General features: G+C 73.0%; 18 protein-coding genes. 10 read left to right on the top strand and 8 right to left on the bottom strand.

The annotated features are described in order from the left end of the window. Positions 1–172 precede the first annotated feature (172 nt). From K8Z49_RS16840 to K8Z49_RS16825, 4 genes are all read left to right on the top strand, one after another. Positions 173–1192 (top strand): beta-ketoacyl-ACP synthase III, encoded by a 1020-nt coding sequence (locus K8Z49_RS16840; protein WP_111829952.1) that lies wholly within the window; start codon positions 173–175, stop codon positions 1190–1192. Further along, complete coding sequence (locus K8Z49_RS16835) at positions 1185–2402, top strand: beta-ketoacyl-[acyl-carrier-protein] synthase family protein (RefSeq protein ID WP_412519599.1); 1218 nt, start codon at positions 1185–1187, stop codon at positions 2400–2402. The genes K8Z49_RS16840 and K8Z49_RS16835 overlap by 8 nt, the downstream gene beginning before the upstream one ends. 182 nt (positions 2403–2584) lie before the next feature. Continuing rightward, on the top strand, positions 2585–3475 hold the full coding sequence (locus K8Z49_RS16830; protein ID WP_021593769.1) for a DUF6206 family protein: 891 nt from the start codon (positions 2585–2587) through the stop codon (positions 3473–3475). After that, the gene (locus K8Z49_RS16825; protein ID WP_412519597.1) at positions 3472–4611 is read left to right on the top strand and encodes a hypothetical protein; all 1140 of its coding nucleotides are present in this window, start codon (positions 3472–3474) and stop codon (positions 4609–4611) included. Before K8Z49_RS16830 ends, K8Z49_RS16825 begins: the two co-directional genes overlap by 4 nt. Positions 4612–4944: 333 nt before the next feature. Here K8Z49_RS16825 and K8Z49_RS16820 read toward each other — a convergent pair whose 3' ends face one another. Then, positions 4945–7176, bottom strand: coding sequence for an MMPL family transporter (locus K8Z49_RS16820; protein ID WP_412519595.1), 2232 nt, complete (start codon positions 7174–7176; stop codon positions 4945–4947). Continuing rightward, on the bottom strand, positions 7173–7784 hold the full coding sequence (locus tag K8Z49_RS16815) for a TetR/AcrR family transcriptional regulator (RefSeq protein ID WP_021593772.1): 612 nt from the start codon (positions 7782–7784) through the stop codon (positions 7173–7175). The genes K8Z49_RS16820 and K8Z49_RS16815 overlap by 4 nt, the downstream gene beginning before the upstream one ends. A gap of 157 nt (positions 7785–7941) precedes the next feature. Here K8Z49_RS16815 and K8Z49_RS16810 point away from each other — a divergent pair, with 157 nt between their 5' ends. Together K8Z49_RS16810 and K8Z49_RS16805 are read left to right on the top strand one after the other, a co-directional pair. After that, positions 7942–9357 carry an OFA family MFS transporter gene (locus K8Z49_RS16810; protein WP_021593773.1) on the top strand — a complete coding sequence of 472 codons (1416 nt, stop codon included), beginning with the start codon at positions 7942–7944 and terminating at the stop codon, positions 9355–9357. 35 nt (positions 9358–9392) lie between these two features. Next, positions 9393–9542, top strand: coding sequence for an MFS transporter small subunit (locus K8Z49_RS16805; RefSeq protein ID WP_412519593.1), 150 nt, complete (start codon positions 9393–9395; stop codon positions 9540–9542). On the opposite strand, the gene K8Z49_RS16800 is transcribed toward K8Z49_RS16805, so the two are convergent. From K8Z49_RS16800 to K8Z49_RS16780, 5 genes are all read right to left on the bottom strand, one after another. Continuing rightward, a complete protein-coding gene (locus K8Z49_RS16800; RefSeq protein WP_412519591.1) occupies positions 9511–13251 on the bottom strand; it encodes a glycosyl hydrolase in 3741 nt (1246 codons plus the stop codon). The two genes, K8Z49_RS16805 and K8Z49_RS16800, sit on opposite strands and share 32 nt — an antisense overlap. Further along, entirely contained in the window at positions 13248–14075 is an 828-nt protein-coding gene (locus tag K8Z49_RS16795; RefSeq protein WP_021593777.1) for a carbohydrate ABC transporter permease, read from the bottom strand. Before K8Z49_RS16795 ends, K8Z49_RS16800 begins: the two co-directional genes overlap by 4 nt. Continuing rightward, the gene (locus K8Z49_RS16790; RefSeq protein ID WP_033331525.1) at positions 14072–15016 is read right to left on the bottom strand and encodes a carbohydrate ABC transporter permease; all 945 of its coding nucleotides are present in this window, start codon (positions 15014–15016) and stop codon (positions 14072–14074) included. The genes K8Z49_RS16795 and K8Z49_RS16790 overlap by 4 nt, the downstream gene beginning before the upstream one ends. A gap of 2 nt (positions 15017–15018) precedes the next feature. Next, complete coding sequence (locus K8Z49_RS16785) at positions 15019–16290, bottom strand: ABC transporter substrate-binding protein (protein WP_111829945.1); 1272 nt, start codon at positions 16288–16290, stop codon at positions 15019–15021. Between the two features lie 237 nt (positions 16291–16527). After that, the gene (locus tag K8Z49_RS16780; RefSeq protein ID WP_021593780.1) at positions 16528–17316 is read right to left on the bottom strand and encodes a DeoR/GlpR family DNA-binding transcription regulator; all 789 of its coding nucleotides are present in this window, start codon (positions 17314–17316) and stop codon (positions 16528–16530) included. Positions 17317–17485: 169 nt separating this feature from the next. Here K8Z49_RS16780 and nhaA point away from each other — a divergent pair, with 169 nt between their 5' ends. Continuing rightward, complete coding sequence (gene nhaA / locus K8Z49_RS16775) at positions 17486–19339, top strand: Na+/H+ antiporter NhaA (RefSeq protein WP_412519587.1); 1854 nt, start codon at positions 17486–17488, stop codon at positions 19337–19339. Between the two features lie 41 nt (positions 19340–19380). Then, positions 19381–19719 carry a hypothetical protein gene (locus K8Z49_RS16770; RefSeq protein ID WP_021593782.1) on the top strand — a complete coding sequence of 113 codons (339 nt, stop codon included), beginning with the start codon at positions 19381–19383 and terminating at the stop codon, positions 19717–19719. 16 nt (positions 19720–19735) lie between these two features. Here the strand turns inward: K8Z49_RS16770 and K8Z49_RS16765 are convergent, their stop codons facing one another. Next, positions 19736–20272, bottom strand: coding sequence for a cysteine hydrolase family protein (locus K8Z49_RS16765; RefSeq protein ID WP_075024813.1), 537 nt, complete (start codon positions 20270–20272; stop codon positions 19736–19738). A 154-nt stretch (positions 20273–20426) separates the two neighbouring features. Between K8Z49_RS16765 and K8Z49_RS16760 the strand changes: the two genes are divergently transcribed. Next, a complete protein-coding gene (locus K8Z49_RS16760) occupies positions 20427–20957 on the top strand; it encodes a DUF6817 domain-containing protein (RefSeq protein WP_412519585.1) in 531 nt (176 codons plus the stop codon). A 274-nt stretch (positions 20958–21231) separates the two neighbouring features. Beyond that, entirely contained in the window at positions 21232–22161 is a 930-nt protein-coding gene (locus tag K8Z49_RS16755) for a GlxA family transcriptional regulator (RefSeq protein WP_052357452.1), read from the top strand. Positions 22162–22225: the final 64 nt, after the last annotated feature.

The raw sequence follows: 22225 nt of genomic DNA, 5'->3' as shown, positions 1-22225 counted from the left end.
GAAGGCACGGGGCCCGGCCCCCGGACGCTCGTCCGGGCGGCCGGGCCCTCGCCTGTCATGGGGCGGCCGCCGGCGGGGCGGCTCGTCAGCGGCTCGTCAGCGGCACGGTCAGCGTCCGGCTGCAAGGTGGACACCGTCCAGGTGACCCGGCGATCCGGCAGGAGGTGCCCCCATGGGGACCGCGGTCGTGGCAGGGATCGGCGGCCGGCTCCCGCCGCGGGTGGTGGAGAACGCCGAGCTCGCGGAGCGGCTCGGCAGCTCCGACGAGTGGATCCGCACCCGCACGGGGATCGGCCGCCGCCACGTCGCGTCCCCCGGGACGGCCGTCTCCGACCTGGCGGTCGAGGCCGGCGCCCGCGCCCTGAAGTCCGCGGGCGGCGACCCGGCCGACGCGGTCGTCCTCGCGACCGCCACCCCGGACCGCCCGTGCCCCGGCACGGCGCCCGACGTCGCGACGCGCCTCGGCCTGTGGTCCGCCGCCGCGTTCGACGTGGCCGCGGTGTGCAGCGGGTTCGTCTACGCGCTCGCCGCCGGGACCGGGCTGATCAGCGCCGGCATCGCCGGGCGGGTGGTGGTGATCGGCGCCGACGTGTTCTCCAGCATCCTCGACCCCGGCGACCGGGCCACCTCCGTCATCTTCGGCGACGGCGCGGGCGCGGTGGTGCTGCGCCCCGGAGAGCCGGACGAGCCCGGCGCGCTCGGCCCGTTCGATCTCGGCAGCGACGGCGGCGGCGCCGACCTCATCACGGTCCGGGCCGGCGGGTCGCGGCAGCGGCTGTCCGGCACCGAGCCCGGACCGCGCGACCACTACTTCGCGATGGCCGGCAAGTCGGTGTTCCGGCGCGCCGTGCGGCAGATGGCCCGGTCGTCGGAGGCGGCGCTCGACCGGGCCGGCTGGAGCCCGGGCGACCTCGACCACCTGGTCTGCCACCAGGCGAACCAGCGGATCACCGACCATCTCGCCGACGAGCTCGGCCTGCCGCGCGAACGGGCGCTGAGCAACATCGCCGACGTCGGCAACACCGCCGCCGCCTCCATCCCGCTCGCGCTCGACCAGGGTCACACCGAGGGCCGGCTGCGGGAAGGGGACCGGATCCTGCTCACCGCGTTCGGCGGCGGCCTCGCCTGGGGCTCGGTCACACTGCGCTGGCCGCGGCTCGACGTCCCTACCGGAGGGGAACACCATGAGTGAGATCGCCGTCACCGGCATCGGCCTGGTCACCCCGGCCGGCATCGGCACGGCCCCGACCTGGGACGGCGTCTGCGCGGGACGGTCCACCGCCGCCACCGCCCCCCGGCTCGCGGGCCTGCCCGTCGACATCGCCTGCGCCGTCCCGGGCTTCTCGCCCGCCGAGCACGTCGGCCGGCGCAGTTCCCTCATGCACGACAGGCACGTCCAGTTCGCGATCCCGGCCGCCCGCGAGGCGGTCGCCGACGCCGGCCTCGACCCCGCGACGTGGGACGGTGCGCGGGTCGGCGTCGTCATGGGCAACGGGGCCGGCGGGTACACCTCGGCGTGCCGGGAGCACGAGCGGCTGCTCGGACGCGGCGCGCGGGCGGTGTCCGCGCTGCTCATCCCGCTGATCGTGCCCAACATGGTGGCCGGTCACCTCGCCATGGAGTTCGGCGCCACCGGCCCGAACCTGGTGACCGCCACCGCATGCGCGTCCGGCGCCACCGCCATCGGCGTCGCGATGCGGCTGCTCCAGCGCGGCGACTGCGACGTGATCATCGCGGGCGGCACCGAGGCACCGGTGACGCCCCTGATGGTCGCCGGGTTCGCGCGGATGGGCGCGCTCTCCCGGCGGACCGCCGACCCGGCGGCGGCCTCCCGGCCCTTCGACGCCGGGCGGGACGGCTTCGTCATCGGCGAGGGCAGCGGCGTTCTCGTCCTGGAACGCGCCGTCGCCGCGCGCGCCCGGGGCGCGCGGATCCGCGCGCGGCTCGCCGGGTACGGGGCCACCGCCGACGCCCACCACATGACCGCCCCCGACCCGGAGGGCACCCAGGTCCGCCGCGCCGTGCGGGACGCGCTGGCGGAGGCCGGCGCGGAGCCCGGGGACGTCGGCCACGTCAACGCGCACGGCACCTCGACGCCGCTCAACGACGCGGCGGAGGCGGCCGTCGTCCGCGACCTGTTCGGCGAGGCGCCCGCCGTGACCTCGGCCAAGGGCGTCGTCGGGCACACGCTCGGCGCGGCCGGGGCGATCGAGGCCGCGCTCACCGTCCTCGCGATCGAGCACGCCACGGTGCCGCCCACGGCCAACCACGACGACCCCGACCCGAAGATCGACATCGATGTGGTGGCCGGCGCGCCGCGCCCCCGCGCCATCGAGGTCGCGGTCAGCCACTCGTTCGGGTTCGGCGGGCAGAACGCCGTCCTCGTCTTCACCGGCGCCTAGACCGGGCGCCAATCCGTGTCCGCGCACAGAACCCAACACACAGAGAACGCACACAGGGAGAGAACAGATGAACCTTCGCCGTGTCTTCGGGATCGTCGCCGTCCTCGCCGCGGTCGCGCTGGTGATCCGGCTCCGCTCCGCGCGGGCCGCCGACGACGGACTCGACGGGGAGTTCTGAGCCCATGGCGTTCACCGTCCCGCACGAGGAACTGCTGCGGCTGGAGCGCGGCGTCCAGCGGGCGCTCGCCACAACCGACGCCACCGCCCTCGATGTGCTCGGCTACGGCGAGGTCACCCTGGTCCTCCGGCTGGAGACCGGCGCGGGGTCGTTCGCCTGCAAGCGGCTCCCCGTCTTCCCGTCCCGGCAGCGGTTCGACCGGTACCGCAGGCTGCTGGACGCCTACCTGTCCCGGCTCGGTGAGCGGGGACTGAAGGTGGCCGACACCAGGTTGTGGCACCAGGCACGCCCTTCCGGCCTGATCGTCGCCTACTGCGTCCAGGAGGAGCTGCCGGGCGAGCGCCTGTGCTCGACGCTGCTGCACACCGAGAACGAGGAGTGGGCGCGCGGCTTCTTCAAGCGGTTCCTCGACACGGTCGACCGTGTCGTCGTGCCCGACCTCGGGCTCGACGCGCAGGCGTCCAACTGGACCGACGTCGGCGGGGAGCTGGTGTACCTCGACATCACCACCCCGCTGATGCGGGACGGCCGCGGCCGGGAGCGGCTCGACGTGAAACTGTTCTTCACCTCGCTGCCGTGGGCGCTGCGCGACGCCGTCCGGATCTCGATGACGAAGTCGATCTTCGAGAAGTTCTACTCGCCCCGGGGGGCGGTGCTGGACTTCCTCGGCAACCTGCACAAGGAGCGGCTCGGGCACCTCGTCCCGGTGTTCCTGGAGCAGGCGGCCGAGCGCCTGGACGAGCCCATCACCGCGGAGGAGGTCGCCGCCTACTACAAGGAGGACGCGCGGATGTGGGAGCTGATCCAGCGGCTGCGGAAGGCCGACCGGTTCTGGCACAACCGGATCCGGCGCCGGACGTACCCGTTCCTGCTCCCGCCCGACGTCGACCGTTGACCGGGACGCTCGCCCCCGCGTTCGCTGACGCCCTGTCCGCGGCGCTGGACATCGCCGCCCTGAGCCCGTCGTCGCACAACTGCCAGCCCTGGGGCCTCGCGCGGATGGCGAGCCCGCCGGCCCGCGCGGCGGTCTCGGCCGCTCTCGGCGCCGCACCGGAGGCCGGCGGGGAGTTCCTCGTCCTGGCCGCCGACCGCGAGCGCCGGCTCGGCGCACTGCCCGCGCACGCCCTGGAGATGGAGCTGAGCTGCGGCCTGTACTGGCGCTTCCTGGAGCGCGCCCTGGCGGCGCAGGGATGGACGCGGGTGCGGTCGCAGGTCTTCCCGCGGGAGGCGCCCCCGTCCGGGCTCGGGCTGCCCCGCACGTGGGAGCCGCTGTGCGCCGCCGAGTTCCGCCGGGACGGGGAGCCGGACGGCGCGCTCGGCGCCCTCGCCCGCCTCGCCCGGCACCGCCACACCAACCGGGCGCCGTTCCGTCCCGACGCGGTCGACCCGGAGGTGCTCGCCTCGCTCGCCCGCCACCGGGGGGACGGGGACGCGTTGCCGGTCGCCGTCAGGCATCTGCGGTCCTGGCCGGAACGGTCCCGGTTCGCCGGGTTCGTCGCCGGCCACGGGGGGCGCGACTTCGCGCACGGCGGCGCCTGGCGGGAGACCCACTCGTTCATCCGCTGGAGCGCGGGCGCCGCGTCCGCCCGCGGCGACGGGTTCACCCCGGAGCACCTGTTCGGGCCGCTGCCCGCGCACGACCGCTGGGCCATGCGGCTCGCGCTGGCCCCGGCCGTCATGGCCGCCCTGAGCCGGATCGGCTACCCGCGCTTCCTCGCCGGGCGGCTCGCGGCCGTCGTGCGCCGCTCACCGGTCATCGTCCTGATGGGCCTGCCGGTGGCGGACCCCGAGCTGCCCGACGTGCTGTCGGCCGCGGGGGCGCTCGCGGACTACTGGCTGGACGCCACCGGCGCCGGCCTCGTCCTGCACCCGATCAGCATCGTGATCCAGCACGACGACCTCCGCCTCGCCCTCCAGCGGCGGTTCTGCCTGCCCGGCCGCGTGTTCTTCGCGGCGCGGCTCGGGCACCCCGCCGCCGCGTTCCCGGCGTCCCCCCGGCGCCCCGCCGCGGTGGCCTGCCGCGCGCTCTGACCCCGCACGCCCTGACCCCGCGTCACGGGATCCCCGCACGGATGCCGTCGCGGTGGACGTCGGCGCCCACCCGCGCCCGGCGCGCCGCCTCCTCGGGGTCGAGCGGGTCGCGGCCGAGGAACCCCCTCCGCCGCCGCGGCGACCTGCCGCAGGCCGACGTTGTCGGGGCCGTTCGCGGCGAACAGGCGCAGTGCCTGGTCGCAGATCTCGGTTCGCGCCGTCTTGTCCGCTGAATGCATCCGGCACCTCCCGGGAGGGCGGCGCGGGCGCCCGCGGGGTGGACGCCCGCGCCGGTCGGAGAACGTTTCGAGCTCCGTCTCGGTCTCCGGCCCGTCAGCCGGGGAGATGCTGCCCGGCGGGCGGATGCACCCCCTCCACGCCGGCCCGCGGCAGCCGCCCGCCGAACCTCCCGGGCAGCCACCAGTTCCAGTCGCCGAACAGCCGCATCAGCGCCGGGACGAGCACCAGCCGCACCAGCGTGGCGTCCAGCGCGATCGCGACCGACAGCGAGAGGCCGAACTCCTTCAGCTCCAGGATCCCGGCGGTCATGAAGCCGCCGAACACCGCCACCATGATCGCCGCTGCGGCCGCGATGGGACGGGCGGTGTGCTCGATCCCGGCGGCGACGGCGGCGGCGTTGTCGTGGCCGTCCTCCCACGCCTCCTTCATCCGGCGGATGAGGAACACCTCGTAGTCCATCGAGAGGCCGAACAGCAGGACGAACACGGTGATGGGCAGGTACACCTGCAGGAACCCGACGCTCTGGAAGCCGAGCAGGCTCTCACCGTGGCCGTGCTGGAACACCGCGACGGTGAGGCCCACGGCCGCCGCCGTGACGAGCAGGTTCATCGCGACCGCCTTGATCGGCAGCGCGACGCTGCGGAACACCACGAGCAGGAACAGCAGCGACAGGCCGAGCACCAGCGCCATGACGTAGGGCAGCTTGCCCGTGGTCTCCTCGGAGAGGTCGACGAAGGTGGCGGTGGCGCCGCCGACGAGCACCTCCTGGCCCGCCGCGGTCCGGGGGGCGATGTCGTGCCGGATGTCCCTGACGAGGTCGGTGGCCTGCGTGGAGTCGATGGGCACCGTGGGGACGGCGTTGATCAGCACCCGTCCGGACCCGGGCACGGTCTCCACGCCGGCGACCCGCTTGTCCTTGCCGATGAGGGCCGCGAGCTGCGCGGCGTTGCGCTGCCCCGCGGAGTCGAGGGCGGCGCCGTCCGGTCCGGTGACCACGACCTGCACCGGCGACACCGCGCCCGCGCTGAACGAGCGTTCGAGGACGGCCTGGGCCTTGGCGGTCGGGCGCCCGTCCAGCGAGGCGGTGCCGAGGTCGATGCCGTACTTCAGGCCCGTCACGGGAATCGCGGCGGCGACCAGCAGGGCCGCGGCGACCACGCCGAAGACGACGGGACGGCGCATCACCAGATGGGCCCACCGCGCCCAGGGCCCGTGCTCGGCCCGCGCGCCCGACCGGGTGTCGGCCGGCCGCCAGCGCTCGGGCAGCGAACCGGCGTCCACCCGCGGCCCGAGCGCCGCGAGGACGGCGGGCAGCAGGGTCAGCGCGGCGATCAGCGTGCAGATCACCGAGAGCAGCACGCCGGTGGAGATCTCCCGGAAGACGGGGGCGTCCATGATGTACAGCGAGCACACCGAGATCGCGACGACGACGCCGGAGAACAGCACGGTCCGCCCGGACGTCGCGACCGCCACCCCGGCGGCCTCGGCGATCTCCGCGTCCCGCCGCGGGCCGCCCCGGGTCACGCCCCGCCTGGCCAGCTCCTCCCGGAACCGGCTGACGATGAACATGGCGTAGTCGATGCCGATGCCCGTGCCGATCATCGTGACGATCGTCAGCAGGAACGCGTCGAAGTGGAAGCCGAAGGACAGCAGGTAGATGGCGCCGAACGTCAGGACGAGGCCCGCCACCGACAGCAGCATCGGCAGCACGGCCGCCGTCACGGCGCCGAACGCGATGACCATCACCACGAACGCGATCGGCATCCCGACCGCCTCGGCCCGCTCGGCGTCCGCGGTCTCCACGATCGTCTGGTCGTTGGTGATGGGGGAGAAGCCGGTCAGGTAGGCCGCCACGCCCTGCCCGTCCGCCTTGCCGACGGCGTCCTGGAGGTCGCCCGCCCGCGAGGGCAGGTCCTTGGCCTCGCCCTTGAGGCCGACGATCGCGAGGGCGGCGCGGCCGTCGGGGGACACCTGGCCCTTGGCCTGCGGGTCGAACGGCCCGATGACGGTGACCACGCCCGTCTCCTGGCGGGCCTGCGCCACCACCTTCTGCACGACGGCCTTGCGGGCCGGGTCGGTGATCGGCCCTCGCGCGCTGTCGAAGACGATGACGTCCTGCTCGTCGCCCTGGCCGGCGAAGTGCCGCTCCACCAGTTCGGCGGCCCGCGTCGACTGGGCGCCCTCCACGCCGTAGTTGGGTGCCTTGAGCTGCTTGAAGAGGAAGGGGAAGCTCACCCCGCACGCGATCAGCACCACGATCCAGGTGGTGATCACCAGCCGGCGGTGCTCGGCCATGAGGGTGCCCCAGCGTCGTCGTCCCATCATCCGCCTCTCAGGAGGGTTCGCACGGCCTCGGCCGCGCCCTGCAGATCGAGCTCGGGGTCGAGGATCAGGTGCAGCAGCAGCCCGTCCAGCAGTGCCGCGACCACCGTGGCCGTCCCGGACGCGGGCGGGGCCGCGGTGACGGCGCCCCGCTCCTGGTCCCGCCGGACCAGCTCGGTGAGCGCGACCCGGAACCCGCGCATCTCGGTGGCGAGGGGCTCGCGCAGGGACGGATCCCGCGAGGACTGGCGCACCGTCTCCAGCAGCAGCGCCACGGACGGGTCCTCGAGGCCGCCGCCGGCGAACCAGCCGAGGGTGCCCTCGAACATCTCCCGGACGTCGCCGGCCGCCTGCGCCATCGCCAGCGGCTCCGCCAGAGCCTGGAGGGTCCCGGCGATCGCGGCCTGCCGCAGCAGGTCGTCCTTGCCCTGGAAGTGGTAGCTGATCGCCCCGTGCGGGACCCCGGCCCGAGCCGCGATCGCCCGCATGGTGACCTGCCCCCACCCCAGCTCGCCGATCAGCGCGGCCGTCGCCGTGAGGATCGCCGCGCGGGTGGCCGCTCCCTGCTCGGCACTGCTTGGCCGAGTGCCTTGTCCAGTCGCCTTGTCCACTTGGCCAAGATACGCGCTGAACGTTGCACAATGCAAGAGAGGCGGGAAGGGCGAGCAGAACGCCGTTCGGCAAATTCAACAGGTCAGCTGCGCTTGGGCCTGTTCAAGTAGCACGTCCGGTGATTATGTTCTTCCCTATCGGGGTGCACGATCTGTTGTGAAAACGCTTCCCGACCCCCTGGAGGCCCGCGTGGCGCTCTCCTTCCTCGACCAGCGGCACACCGTCGCGAAACCGGGCTACAACCGCTGGCTGATCCCGCCCGCGGCCCTGGCCGTCCACCTCTGCATCGGGCAGGCCTACGCCACCAGCGTCTACAAGACCGCCCTCGTCAAGCACTTCGACGTCAGCCTCACCGCGATCGGCGTCATCTTCTCCATCGCGATCGTCATGCTCGGCGCCTCGGCGGCCGTCATGGGCACCTGGGTCGACCGGGTCGGGCCGCGGCGCGCCATGTTCACCGCCGCGTGCTTCTGGGCGTCCGGCTTCCTCGTCGGCGCCCTCGGCATCGCCACCAAGCAGCTGTGGCTCGTCTACATCGGCTACGGGTTCATCGGCGGCATCGGGCTCGGCATCGGCTACATCTCCCCGGTGTCGACGCTGATCAAGTGGTTCCCGGACCGGCCGGGCCTCGCGACCGGCATGGCCATCATGGGCTTCGGCGGCGGCGCGCTGGTCGCCTCCCCGCTGTCGCGCGAGCTGCTGTCCCGCTACGACCCGGACGGCGACCCCTCGTCCGGCGCGGCCGTCGCCTGGCTCTTCGTCACGCTCGGCGCCGTCTACTTCCTGGTGATGATGCTCGGCGTCTTCAACGTCCGGGTCCCCGCCCCCGGATGGCGCCCCGCCGGGTTCGACCCGGCGGCGGCGCAGGCCAGGACGCTGGTGACGGCGAACAGCGTGTCCGCCGCGTCCGCCATCAAGACGCCCCAGTTCTGGCTGCTCTGGACGGTGCTGTTCTGCAACGTCACCGCCGGGATCGGCATCCTCGAACAGGCCGGGCCGATGATCAGCGACTTCTTCCGCTCCGGCGGCTCCACCTCGGTGTCGGCGACCGAGGCGGCCGGCTTCGTCGGGCTGCTGTCGATGTTCAACATGGCCGGCCGGTTCGTCTGGTCGTCGACCTCGGACTACATCGGCCGCAAGCCCACCTACATCGGCTACCTCGGCGTCGGGATGGGCGCCTACATTCTGCTGGCGCTGTTCGGGGACGCCTCCACCGCGTTCTTCATCGCGCTCGCCGCCCTGATCATCTCGTTCTACGGCGGCGGCTTCTCGACCGTCCCGGCCTACCTGCGCGACCTGTTCGGCACCTACCAGGTCGGCGCCATCCACGGCCGGCTGCTGACCGCCTGGTCGGCGGCGGGCATCGCCGGGCCGCTGATCGTGAACCGGTTCCTGGACGCCCGCGGCGAACCGGGCGCCCTGGTCGCCGGCGACTACCGGCCCGCCCTGTTCACCATGGTCGGCGTCCTCGCGATCGGCTTCGCCGCCAACCTGTTCATCAGCCCGGTCGCCGAACGCCACCACGTCACCGCGGCCGAACCCCGCGTCCCCGACCGCAGCCCGGCCACCTGACGCGGCCCGGCCCCACCACCCGAAGGAGCACCACCATGGCGTCGACCGAGGGCAGTGCACCGGACGAGGTCCGCACCGATCCGGCCGTCCCGCGACTCGTCATCTCCTGGACCATCGTCGGCCTCCCGCTGATCTACGGGGTCGTCGAGACGATCAGGGCGATCCTCCCCCTCTTCGGACAGTGACCCCGGCTCCCCTGCCAGGGGCGCGCGCCGGCACGCGGAGGACGACCGGGCCCAGCAGCCCGGTCGTCCGCTGCCCGGAGAACACGAAGTGGGTGGGACTGGTCTCGTCGAGGTAGGGGGCGAGGGTTCCGTGGACGACGACCTCGATCTCGTTGCGGCCGGCGCGCAGCGAGGCGCCGAGGTCGAAGGTGTACGGGGTGCAGATCCGCACGCCCGCCGGGGTCCCGTTCACGATGGCCTCGGCGGTGCCGCGGACGCGGCCGAGGTCGAGCACGGCCCGCTCCGGGCGCGCCGGGAGGTCCAGGACGCGCCGGTAGCGGACGCCGCCGCTGTATCCGGCGAGCCCGGCGTCCTCCCAGTCGCCCAGCTCGATCACTCCCGGGCCGGTCGTGAACCGGACCGGGCCCGCCAGTGTCGCGCCGTCCCGGTGCTCGGGCCGGGTCCGCAGGCGCAGCTCGGCGGTCCCGGCCGGTTTTCCGCGCCCGGGGAGTTCGAGATCGAACCGGCCCGTCCCGTCGTGGGCGATGCCGAGCGCTGTCCCGTCGAGTGAGATGCCGAGGACCTCGGCCCGCGCGGTGAAGCGCATCCGGGTCGCGCCGGGCGGCACCGCGAACCGCAGCCGCTCGATCCTGGGCGGCGCGCCGGGAACGGCGAAGGACGCGGGCAGGACGGTGCCGTCGGCCGCGCCGTCCTCCAGCCAGTGCGCGCCGGGCAGCGGATGCGGGCGCCTCCGCACGTGGAGGGCGGCGGGGTCGCCGGACTGCGCCCGCCTGGGCGCGACGGGCACCGGTACGCCGTCGCGGGCGGCGTGCCAGCCGGTGCCCGACACGACCGGGCCGTCCACCAGGGCGGCGGCCGGGTTCCCGTTCTCGGTGAGGACGAGCGTCAGCCGTCCCCCGGGGACGTCCGGCAGCGCGTAGCGCCCGACCCGTGGAGCCTCCTGCTCGGCGTACGGGTCGAAGCCGCCCTGCCGTCCGATCTCCGCGCCGTCGACCAGGATCCGGCATGGGGAGGCGGACGCCACCTGGAGGAGCGACGCGCCCGTGCCGCGCGGGAGTTCGGTGCTGAAGACGACCTCCGCCCCCGGACGGGCGGCACCCGCCGCGGTGATCCACTCCGGCCGCAGGCAGCGGGCGGGATCGGTCACGACCGACAGGTGGCCGCGGAGCCGCACGTCCGTCTCGGGGACCAGGCGCAGTTCCAGGACGTGGTCGCCGGGCGGAAGCGGGGCCCGTCCCACGGCCAGGTAGCCGTGGTCGTCCAGGGGGATCTCGGTCCCGTCCGCCGTGAGGGTCTTGGCGGCGGGGAAGCCGATCAGGGGGAACCCGCCGGAGCCGGGCACGGTGACGCGGGCGCGCAGGGTCACCGTCCGTCCCGCCGCGGCGTCGCCGAAGTCGAGGAACTCCTCGGGGACGTGCCCCTTCGGGCCGAGCACCGCCCGATGGACCGGGTCCTTGCGGATGCCGCGCGAGTCGGAGTAGACGACCGGCCGCCACTGACCGTCCGGTCCGGACCACAGCCCGTGAGGCCCGAAGGTCGCGTGCACCGGTGCCCATTCGCCGGACGGGTCGTCCTCCGCCCTGTGCCACAGCCGCCAGCGCTCCACCGGCGCGATCTCACCGGCCGGGCGGGCGAAGTCGCCCCAGGTGTTGTCGAGGGTCGGCACCAGCTCCATGTCCCAGGTGGACCCGAGGTCGATCTCCTCTTCCGGGCCCCGTTCGGTCGTCTCCGGCTCCTCGCCTCCCGCCTCGCCCGGGAACACCAGCAGGGCCGCCGGGCCGTCATCGAACGGGACGACGACCTCCACCCCCGACGGCACCGGGGTTGAAGGCAGCGTGCGCGGCGGGCCGCCGAAGGGGCCGACCAGCAGCGCGGGGCCCGTGACACCGTGGACGCGGACGCGCATGCCGCGGTGATAGCGGCCCGGGTCGAAGTCGTAGGTCACGTCGAGCCAGCCCAGGTCGGCGCCGCGCTCGTCCGGACGGCCGACCGACACCCGGCTCGCCATGGACTCCGCCGCCGTCAGGAACACCACCGTCGCGCCGTCGACCTCGCGGACGAGGGCGGGCACCGGGGCCTCCACCCGCCGGGAGCCCTCCAGCAGCGGCCCGAGGGAACCGGCGTCCGGCACGGTCTCCACCATCGTCGCGAGCCGCGCCACGGCCGCGCCCGCGGCGGGGTCGCCGACGCCGTGCCGGGGCACCGGCCCGACGGACACCACCCGGCCGCCGCGCTCGGCCAGCGCGACCAGCCGCCGCGCGGTCTCGCCCTCAAGGACGGTGCACGCGGGCAGCAGGACCGTGCCGTACGACTCGCCCGCGACGTCCAGCCGTCCCCCGGTCACCGTGGCCCGCTGGACGGAGTCGTCGTCGATGACGTCGGCGTCGACACGGAGCCGGTCCAGGACACCGGGAACCATCTGGAACCACGCCATGTCGCCCACCAGCGCCCGGTAGGTCTCCTGCGCCAGCGCGGCGGACGGATCCACACCGTCCAGCCGGGTGCCCGCCTGGGCGGTCGCGGTCGGGAGCAGCACGGCCACGTCGCAGACATGGCGGCCCAGCGACAGCGCCGCGCACAGCCGCGCGACCGCGTCGGCGAAGACGCGGTGATGGGCCCAGTACGGCTGCCGCCAGTCGGTGGAGGGCGGCGCCCACTCCCACCAGCCGCCCTTGGTCGTGTAGTAGACGGCGTGCGGGTTGTAGAGGGTGGCGCCGGCGCGCAGCCACGGCAGCAGCCAGTCGAAGGTCTCCTCCAGCGTGCCTCCCCACCCGCTGGAGTGGAACGCCTCGATCCAGACCCGGTCCCGGCCGTACAGGTGGGCGAGGGACGCGTGGATCCGCGCGTCGCCGTGGTGGTCCGAGCCCGGGGCGCCGAACCAGCGGTGCGTCCGGGTGTAGTCGGCGTACAGCCGCACTCCGTCCACCGGGTGCCCGGCGCGGGCCGGATCCTGCTGGTCGCAGCCGTGCAGGAGGCCGTGCCGGGCGTGCCACGCGGCCAGCGGGCGGAAGAACGCCTCCTCCGCCAGCTCCGCCCGGGTGAGGTGGTAGTCGCGGCGGACCCGGCCCGCCCCGTCGCCGGCGAGGACGTCGCCGCCCTTCCACAGGGACGGCAGGTGCGGCTCCAGGTCGTAGCCGCGGCGGGCGGCGAACTCCGCGGCGAACCCCCGCGTCCAGGTCGGCAGCGCGGGCAGCTCGTCCTGGAACGACCCGACGATCACGGTGCCGAGGCGGTGCCCCAGCCGCCGCTCGAACTCCCCGTGGACGCGGTCGAGCAGTGCCGCGCACGCGTCCGCCGACAGGTAGTCGAAGCCGCGCGGCGCCGTCCGGCCGTCCGGCTCCAGCCACCGCCCGGCGAACTCGGGGACGTCGCGGACGAGCCGCGCCTGGAGGTCGGCGCCGGAGAAGCCGAGCTGGTCGTAGAACCACAGCGACACCCCGAGGCCCGCCGCGTCCTCGCACACCCCGTCGAGCAGCTCCCACCAGGCGCCGGTGAAGAACGCGGGCTCGTCGGCGTCCGCGCCGAACATCGGGCCGGACGGCGCGAGGTTGAGGATCACCAGGTTGTACACGCCGCCCTCGGCGAAGCGTTCGAGCTGGCCGCGCAACCGCCGCCGGTCCAGCCGCTCGCCGCTCCACCACCAGATCGGGGCGGGGGAGAAGGCGCGGGGCGGCGCGTCCAGCACCGCCCGAAGCCGGCCGGGGATCATCCCTTCAGCCCGCTCGCGAAGCCCTTGATCACGTACCGCTGGAGCACCAGGAACACGGCCAGGATCGGCAGCGACGCGAGCACCAGCCCGGCGAACACCAGCCCGTTGTCCGAGACGTACTGGCCGACGAAGGCGAAGATCCGCACCGGGACCGTCTCCCGGGTCGAGCCGCCGAGGTACAGCAGGGGCGTGAAGAAGTCGTTCCAGATGAACACCGCGTTGAGGATCAGCACGGTGCCCGTGACGGGCCGCAGCAGCGGGAACACCACCCGGGTGAACGCCCGGACGTGGCCGGCGCCGTCGATCAGCGCGGCGTGCGCGTAGTCGCCGGGCAGCGCCCGGATGAATCCCGTGTAGAGGAAGATCGTGAAGGGCAGCTGGATCCCGGTGTAGAAGATGATCATGCCCTGGTAGGTGCCGAGCAGCCCCGCCCCGTCCACCAGCTTGAACAGCGGGATCATCCCGAGCTGGAACGGGAGCACGATGCCCAGCAGGAACAGCACGTACAGCCCGTAGCCCAGCCGGGAGGCGCGCCGGGACAGGAAGTAGGCGGCGAACGAGCCGAGCGCGATCAGCGCCACCAGGCTCGCCACCGTGATCACCGTGCTGTTCATAAGGGCCGGGCCCAGCTCCGCGCGCGTCCACGCCGCGGAGTAGTTGTCCAGCGCCGGGCTCCCGGGCGGTGCCAGCGGCGACTCGGCGACCTGCCGCTCGTCCTTCAGCGACAGCGTGACCAGGGCGTACACGGGGAACAGGAAGGCGACCGCGGCGGCGATCATCACCAGCTCCAGCCCGAACGTGCGCAGCCCGTACCGGACGTTCACGTGACCTCCCGTCCTCGCAGGTAGTGGATCTGCACCATGGACACCGCGGCCACGAACAGGGCCAGCACCAGCGCGATCGACGTGCTGTAGCCGAAGTTGCCGAACACGAACGCCTGCTTGTACAGCACCGTCGACAGCGTCTCGCTGGCGTGCCCCGGACCGCCGCTCGTCGCGGCGTAGACCTGGTCGAACAGCTTGAGGCCGCCGATCGTCGACAGCATCAGGTTGATCGTGACCGCGGGCGCCAGCAGCGGCCACGTCACGTTCCGGAACCGCTGGAACCGGCCCGCCCCGTCGATCATGGCCGCCTCGTGCAGCTCCTCCGGCACCCCCTCCAGCCCGGCCAGGAAGATCACCATCGAGTACCCGGCGAACTGCCAGATCACCATCCCCGCGACCGACCACAGCGCCAGGGACGGGTCGCCCAGCCAGTCCTGCCGCAGCCCGCCGAGGCCCACCGCGCCGAGGATCCCGTTGAGCCCGGCGCCGGGCGCCGGGTTGTAGATGTACTTCCACAGGAACGCCACCATCACGGGGCTGACGACGGCCGGGGCGAAGAACACGACCCGCAGCACCGTCCGGGACTTCAGCCGGGCGTGCACGCCGAGCGCCAGCAGCAGCCCGATGGCGTTCTGGACGACCACGATCGCCACGGTCAGCCCCAGCGTGTTCATCAGGGAGCCGCGCGCCGCCTCGTCCCGGAACAGCCGGGTGAAGTTCGCCAGCCCGTTGAAGCCGCGCTCGCCCAGCCCGTTCCAGTCGGTGAAGGCGTACACGACGCCGCTGAGGCTCGGGTACAGCACGACCAGCGCGTAGACGGCCAGGGCGGGCGCCGCGAACCACCACGGCGGCGAGAGGAAGCGGGCGCTCCGCCGCCGGCGGGCCGCGGCGCGCGGCCGGGCGGGCCGTTTCGCCGCGGCGGGACGGAGGGTGGAGGTCAAGGTCACTTCTTCCGGTAGGTCTCGTCCAGCGTGGCCAGCGCCTTCGCGACGGTCGTCTTCCCGCCGAGCAGTTCCTGCACCGCCGCGAAGTGGGCCGGCTGCACCTCGGCGTTCGGCCACGCCTGGTCCATGAACGGCACGGCCTTGTTGCCGTCGATGAACGGCAGGAACGGCTCCAGGACCGGGTCGATCTTCGATCCGGAGTCGCGGCTGAGCGGCACGCAGGCGACGGCCTCGGCCCAGCGGTTCATGTTCTTCTGCTCGCCGAGGAACTCGATGAACGCCTTGGCGGCGTCCTTGTTCTTGCTGCGCGCGCTGACGCCCAGGCCGACGACCACGCCCGCCGGGATCCAGACCCGGTTCGCGTCGTCCGCGCCCGGCACCGGGAACATGGCGAGGTCATCGGGGCTCGCGGCGGCCTTGCGGAAGTCGGGGAGCACCGCCGACACCTGGATCGCCATCGCGGCCTTGCCGGTGGCGACCATCGACGTCTGCTGCTCGAAGGTGGTGCCGTTGGGGTTGTCGTTGAAGTACCCGCGCTTCTGCAACTCCAGGTACATGTCCAGGGCGTCCGCCCAGCCCGAGTTCGCGAAGCTCGCCTGGCCCGCCTGCATCTGCTCGTCGAACTTCGGGTTCTTCGCGTACACCGTGGACGGGACGAGGGCGTACGTGATCAGCTGGGTGACCCACGGGGTCTGCGCGCCCAGCGCGATCGGCACCGTGCCCTTCTTCTTCAGCTTCTCGCAGACGTCCAGGAACCCCTGCCAGGTGGTGGGAGGCTCGACGCCCGCCTTCGTGAAGGCCTTCTTGTTGTAGACGGCGCCGATGACGCTCGACCCGGCCGAATACAGGAACGTCTTGCCGTCGAGCTGGAAGGCCGGCGTGAGGCCGGCCGGGATGCGCTTGGTCCACGCCTGGTCGCTCAGGTCGGCCAGCAGGCCCGTCTGGGCGATCTGCGCCATGCTCATCGCGGAGCCGTTCCCGGGGAACACCACGTGCACGTCCGGGGCGTTGCCCGCGCCGAGCTGGGTGCGCACCGAGGTCTGCACCTGGTCGGTGGGGGCGTAGGACGTGCTGAACTTCGCCGCGGTGTACTCCTTGAGCAGCAGGTCGAGCGGCTTCTGCTGGTCGGCGACCCCGACCAGCCGCAGCGTCCCGCCGCCCGAGCCGGACGTCCCGCCGCAGGCCGCGAGCGCCCCGAGGGCGGCGACGCCGCCGGTCAGGCCGAGGAAGCCGCGGCGGCTGAGGGGCGCCGTCCGGATCGACGATGTCATGAGTCCTCCTCGCGACCGGGGCGGGGCGGGGAGCTTGCCTCCCCCGATCGATGCATCCGAAAGCTGTGAATTAACACCCACAAGTGTGAGATGGAGGCTAGAGATAGCGAGGAGGGGAGTCAAGATGTCAGATGCATCACGTTATGACGTGCTGGAACGTCAGCACGCAGCAACGCTCTCCGGCGTCGGGGGGTACATCGAGGTGAGATAACAACAACATCCCACGTTATGGAGCCGTCAGACGGTGGCGATCTCGTAGGCGACCTTGTGCTCGTCCAGCTCGCGCAGCGCCTCGGCGCCCGCGCCGTCGTCGACGATGACGCGGTCGAACGCCGACAGCGGCGCCACCCGGTGCAGCGCGACGCGGGCGAGCTTGGAGTGGTCCACCAGCAGCACGTTGCGGGCGGCGGCCTCCAGCATCGCCCGCTTGACCGACACGATGTGCTGCTCCTGGTGGTAGGCGAACCCGCCGGAGACGGCCGAGGTCGACACGAAGCAGAGGTCGACGCGCAGCGCCATGACGGCGTCCACGCAGGAGACCCCGAGGAAGGAGTCGTGCAGCGAGTCGTACTCCCCGCCGAGCGCCATCAGGCGGATGCCGCGCTCGCGCGCCAGCAGGTTGGTGGTCTCCAGGAAGTTCGTGATCACCGTGAGGGGGGTGATGCCGGTCAGCCGGCGCGCCAGGGCCAGCGTGGTCGTGGAGTCGTCCAGCATCACCGCCATGCCGGGCTCCACCAGGGCGGCGGCCTTCGCGGCGATGGCGTCCTTGGCGGCCTGCATCGACTTCATGCGGTAGGCCACGTTGCTCTCGAACACGCCCGACGGCTGCGCGGTGACCCCGCCCCGGTACTTGCGGACGATGCCCTGCCGTTCGAGCTCGTCCAGGTCGCGGTGGATCGTCATGAGGCTCACGCCGAACCGCTCGGCCAGCTCCCCGGCGGTCACCGAGCCCGCCGACAGCACGTGGTCGGCGATGGCCTGGCGGCGGGCGTCCGGCCCGCGCCGGCCGCTGATGTCCTTGGTCATGCTGCGATCCTCTCGTGGCCGCGCACCGGCGGGCGGGCGATCCGCGGCGGAGCGCCAACGGTAAATTCACACCTTACAGTGATAACTCCCGGCCGGACGTCCCGCGTGCGGGAGACACGCGAGGCGCGGCGCCCGAGGAACCCGGCCTCCCATCTGGCAACCTTCGTGTGTGACCGAGAGATCCTTCGCCGTCAGAGCCCTGCCCGAGGGGCTGCGCGCGTTCCTGGCGACGGAGACCGGCAGCACCAGCGTGCTCCTCGCCGGGACGCTCGCCGGCCTGGTGTGGGCGAACCTCCCGCTGGGCTACTCCTACGACGAGTTCTGGCACACCGATCTCGCGGTGACCCTCGGGGAGCACGGCTTCTCCCTCACCCTGCGCGAGTGGGTGAACGACGGGCTGATGACGCTGTTCTTCTTCGTCATCGGCCTGGAGGTCAGCCGCGAGCTCCGGCTCGGGCAGCTGCGCGACCGGCGCCTCATCGCGGTGCCGGCGGTGGCCGCGCTCGGCGGCGTCATCTTGCCGGCGGTGGTGTACTTCGCGCTGAACGCCGGCGGCCCCGGCGCGTCCGGCTGGGGCATCCCGATCGCCAGCGACACCGCGTTCGTGCTGGGGCTGCTGGCGGTGATCGGCACGCGCTGCCCCGAGCCGCTGCGCGCGTTCCTGCTGACCCTCGCGGTCGTCGACGACGTCGCCGCGATCCTGGTGGTCGCGGTCTTCTACACCGAGGACCTGTCGCTGCTCGCGCTGGCGGCCGCGGTGGTGCTCGTCGGGCTGATCGTCGCGCTGCGGTGGCTGCGGATCTGGCGCGCGCCCGCCTACACCCTGCTCGGCGTCGGCGTGTGGGCCGCGATGCTGGCGAGCGGCGTCCACCCGACCCTGGCCGGCCTGCTCCTCGGCGTGCTGGTCGCCGTCTACGCGCCGACCGAGTACAAGCTCCTCGCGGCGAGCGAGATCGTCCAGGCCCTGTCGCGCGACCCGAGCCCCGCCCTCGCCACCGAGGCGCTCCGGACCGTCCGGCGGACCGTGTCGGTCAACGAGCGCCTCCAGCTGCGCATGCACCCGTACACGAGCTACGTCATCGTGCCGATCTTCGCGCTCGCCAACGCGGGCGTCGTCCTCGACGGCGAGGCGTTGCGCGCCGCGGCCACGTCCCCGGTCACCCTCGGAATCGTCGCCGGCCTCGTGCTCGGCAAGTTCGCGGGCATCGCGGCCGGGGCCTGGCTCCCGCTCCGGCTCAACTGGGGCGACCTGCCCGGGAACCTGGTGTGGGGCCAGCTGCTCGGCGGCGCCGCGGTGTCGGGCATCGGCTTCACGGTCTCCCTCTTCGTCACCGAGCTGGCGTTCTCCGGAGAGCCCGCCCTGCAGAGCGACGCCAAGATCGGGATCATCGCCGGCTCCCTGCTGGCCGCCGCGTGCGGCTGGCTGATCTTCCGGCTCGCCTGGAACCGGGGCGCCGTCTGCGCCCCGCCCGGCGCCGCCCCGCCCGAGCCGGACTTCGTGCCCGAGCCGCCGCCGCCCGTCACGTCCCGCGACCACGTCCTCGGCCCCGCCGACGCCCCCGTGACCCTGATCGAGTACGGCGACTTCGAGTGCCCGTACTGCGGCCGCGCGAAGGACGCGATCAGGGCGACCCGGGAACACTGGGGCGACCGGTTGCGCTTCGTGTTCCGGCACTTCCCGCTGCGCGAGGTCCATCCCCACGCGGTCTCCACGGCCGTGGTCTCGGAGTCCGCCGCCGACGCGGGCCGCTTCTGGGAGATGCACGACATCCTCTTCGACAACCAGCTGGCCCTGACCGACGCGGACCTGACCGAGTACGGCGACCGGCTCGGCCTCCAGGTATGGACCGACCTGGACCGCCACCGCGACCGCGTCCAGTCCGACCGCGACAAGGGCGAGCGCGCCGGCGTCAGCGGCACCCCCACCTTCTTCATCAACGGAACCCTCTACGACGGCCCCTACGACACCGACTCCCTGATAGCCGCAATAGCCACCGCCCTGAACGAACCCCCTGCCCCCTGACCGGGGCCGGGAGTGTCGGCGGGGGGTCGTAGGGTCGGGGTATGTCGCGGCGGCGGTTCGATCAGGCGATGGGGAAGATGCGGGAGCCGGACGTGCGGGTCCGGGAGCACGCGTTCGACTTCCTGCGGGAGCATGCGGACGCGTACGTCGATGAGCTGATCGCGGAGTTCAGGACGGAGGGGGACCTCGACCTGCGCTGCCGGCTGCTGGAGCTCATCGCCGAGGCGCGGTCCGCGAAGGCACTGGAGGTGTTCCGCGACGAGCTGGAGAGCATGGACGAGCCGCTCCAGTTCTGGGCGACCCGTGGCCTGGAGATGCTCGACTCCCGCGAGGCGGAGCGGGTCCTCGACGAAGCACGCGCCGACGGCCTGATCTCCTGACCGGCTCGGCGACCGCTCAGAAGCACTGGTCGGCCGTGACGATCTCCGCGCGCATGTTCTCCTCCATCATGCGGAGGGCCGCGTCGCCCAGGTCCGCGTGAATGTGCGCGACCGCGTCCCGGACGACCTTGATCTGGAAGTGCCGGACGTAGGCGTCCAGCGCGCTGTAGAGCACGCACTGCTCGGTGACCTGACCGGTGAGAACGACCTGGTCGACCTTCTCGCGGGAGAGCACGTACTCCAGCGCGGTGCCGTAGAAGGCGCTGTGCCTGACCTTCGCCAGGAAGCCGCAGCCGGACGGCGGCACGATGGGTTCGACGAGGTCGGGCCGCCGCCCTTCCAGCGCCCGTTCGATGAGGTCCTGCCGGTCGGCCGAGAAGTCGCCGTAGTTGTCGTTCACGTAGAGGACGAGGACATCGTCGTTTTTACCGGCGACGTCCAGCAGGTGGCGGAGCGGGCCGATCATGTCCTGGACGTTCTCCGCCAGCGGCCCCGCGTCCGGGTGCTCGTAGGGATTCAGCATGTCGATGACGATCAGCGCGCTTCGGGTCACAGCCAAGCCCTGCCCGCCCGAGACCGCGACGATGCCACATCGACCGCCCGAATCTGCTCTAAGTGTGACCTTGGATCAACGCCAGTAAATCCAGGGATTGACGAGGGCCTCTGATGATCTCAAGCTGTCCACGGGACGGTGAAGGGAGCGAGGGATGACGGCAGAAACGGCGGCGACGGAACTGCTGGTCGCCAAGGGAGCCCGTGCGGTCAAGCATCCGGGCGGGACGCTGCTGGAGCACCTCCTGCGCGTCCATGCCCTCCTGGACAGCTGGGGTGCGCGGCCTGCGCTGGGCCTTGCCGGTCTGTGCCACGCCTTCTACGGAACCGATGGATTCGCCACCTCCCTCGGTGACACCGGCCGGCGCGGGGAATTGCGCGAGGTCATCGGGGCGGAGGCCGAGGGGCTCGTGTACCTCTACGGCAGTTGTGAACGGGCCGGTACTTATCCGACCCTGAACCGGTTGGACGGTGCCTTCGCCGATCGCTTCGCCGGGACCGCACGTTCCATCTCGCCCGTGCAGCGCCGGGACTTCGCCGAACTGACCGTCGCCAACGAACTCGACGTCTTGGGTGCCGTCCGCGACGCCGATCGGGCAGAGGTCACCGCTCTACTGGATCTGTTCTCCTCTTGGAGGGCCCTGCTGACCGACCACGCCAACCAGGCCGTTGAGGACGCGTATTGAAGCTTCCGTGGGGCGCCTTTCGCCGCCTTTCATCCGGGCCTGCCGGTCCCGCGGAGCGAGCTCCTCCTTCTCGATCGCCGCGTCCTGTGGTACTCAGGCCGTACGGACGGAGCGGGCCGCGTCTTCCGCTCGGGGCGGTGATGCAGAGGCGATGGGTGCGAGCGCCGACATGCTGGCGGAAGCGTTAACGGCCGGGAACCGGAGCCGGACGGCGGCGGAGGGCCTGCCCCGCAGGCTGGTCGTGGTGCTGTTCGACGGCGCGCTGCTGGGGAGCATGTCCTTCGCGTCCGGGGTGTTCGAGCTCGCCGCGCACTACGGCGTCCTGCCCGGTGCGGACCTGCGGATCGTCGCGGGTGAGCCGGACGCCGCGCTCGTCGGGGGCGGGCTGTCGTGCCCCGTCCCCCACGACCTGGACGCGATCCGCGCGGCGGACCTGATCGTCGTCCCGAACCTGCCGCAGCCGAGGGCGGAACGCCCGCCCGAGCCGGTCCTGGAGGCATTGCGCGCGGCCCACGCGCGGGGCGCACGCGTGGCGGGACTGTGCAGCGGGGCCTTCGTCCTGGCCGCCGCCGGACTGCTGGACGGCCGCCGCGCGACCACGCACTGGTTGCTGGCGGCGCGGCTGGCCGAACTCCACCCGGCGGTCGAGGTGGACCCGGCCGTCCTGTACGTCGACGGCGGGGACGTGCTGACCGCGGGCGGAGGCGCCGCGGGGGTCGACCTCGGGCTGCACCTCATCCGGTCCATGCTGGGCGCCGCGGACGCCAACCGGCTGGCCAGGGCGCTGGTGGTGCCGCCGCACCGGCACGGCGGCCAGGCCCAGTTCGTCCGGTCGCCGGTCCCCGAACTCGACGCCGGGGACGACCCGGTGGCCGAGACGATCGTCTGGGCGCTCGGCCGCCTGGACTCGGCACTGCCCGTGTCCGCCCTGGCCCGGCGGGCGCACATGAGCAGGCGCAACTACGACCGCCGGTTCCGGGAGATCACCGGCTGCGCGCCGGCGCAGTGGCTGGCCCACCAGCGCGTCATCCGCGCGCAGCAACTGCTGGAGACGAGCGACCTGCCGGTCGACCAGGTCGCCCGGCGCTGCGGCTTCCCCTCGGCCGCCGCGCTGCGCACGCACTTCCGGCGGTCGGCCGGGGTCACCCCCACCGAGTACCGCGAGACGTTCTCGCATCGAGGGCAGGACCCCGGGTTGTCCTGAAACCGTCGCCCGTTGGCCGAATCCGGGCTGATGCCGGGCCGTGCGGCCGGTGAGAATCGGGATG

This window comes from Actinomadura madurae, from assembly GCF_047130825.1.
Classification (GTDB): Bacteria; Actinomycetota; Actinomycetes; order Streptosporangiales; family Streptosporangiaceae; genus Spirillospora; species Spirillospora madurae.
Note: the sequence above shows the minus strand (reverse complement) of the source record. Positions and strands in the feature narration are given on the sequence as shown.

Excerpts from the sequence above, each read along its gene's own strand:
- K8Z49_RS16840 (WP_111829952.1), top strand. The coding sequence starts at position 173 with ATGGGGACCGCGGTCGTGGCAGGGATCGGCGGCCGGCTCCCGCCGCGG.
- K8Z49_RS16835 (WP_412519599.1), top strand. The coding sequence starts at position 1,185 with ATGAGTGAGATCGCCGTCACCGGCATCGGCCTGGTCACCCCGGCCGGC.
- K8Z49_RS16830 (WP_021593769.1), top strand. The coding sequence starts at position 2,585 with ATGGCGTTCACCGTCCCGCACGAGGAACTGCTGCGGCTGGAGCGCGGC.
- K8Z49_RS16820 (WP_412519595.1), bottom strand. The coding sequence starts at position 7,176 with ATGATGGGACGACGACGCTGGGGCACCCTCATGGCCGAGCACCGCCGG.
- K8Z49_RS16805 (WP_412519593.1), top strand. The coding sequence starts at position 9,393 with ATGGCGTCGACCGAGGGCAGTGCACCGGACGAGGTCCGCACCGATCCG.
- K8Z49_RS16800 (WP_412519591.1), bottom strand. The coding sequence starts at position 13,251 with ATGATCCCCGGCCGGCTTCGGGCGGTGCTGGACGCGCCGCCCCGCGCC.
- K8Z49_RS16785 (WP_111829945.1), bottom strand. The coding sequence starts at position 16,290 with ATGACATCGTCGATCCGGACGGCGCCCCTCAGCCGCCGCGGCTTCCTC.
- K8Z49_RS16780 (WP_021593780.1), bottom strand. The coding sequence starts at position 17,316 with ATGACCAAGGACATCAGCGGCCGGCGCGGGCCGGACGCCCGCCGCCAG.
- K8Z49_RS16770 (WP_021593782.1), top strand. The coding sequence starts at position 19,381 with ATGTCGCGGCGGCGGTTCGATCAGGCGATGGGGAAGATGCGGGAGCCG.
- K8Z49_RS16760 (WP_412519585.1), top strand. The coding sequence starts at position 20,427 with ATGACGGCAGAAACGGCGGCGACGGAACTGCTGGTCGCCAAGGGAGCC.
- K8Z49_RS16755 (WP_052357452.1), top strand. The coding sequence starts at position 21,232 with ATGTCCTTCGCGTCCGGGGTGTTCGAGCTCGCCGCGCACTACGGCGTC.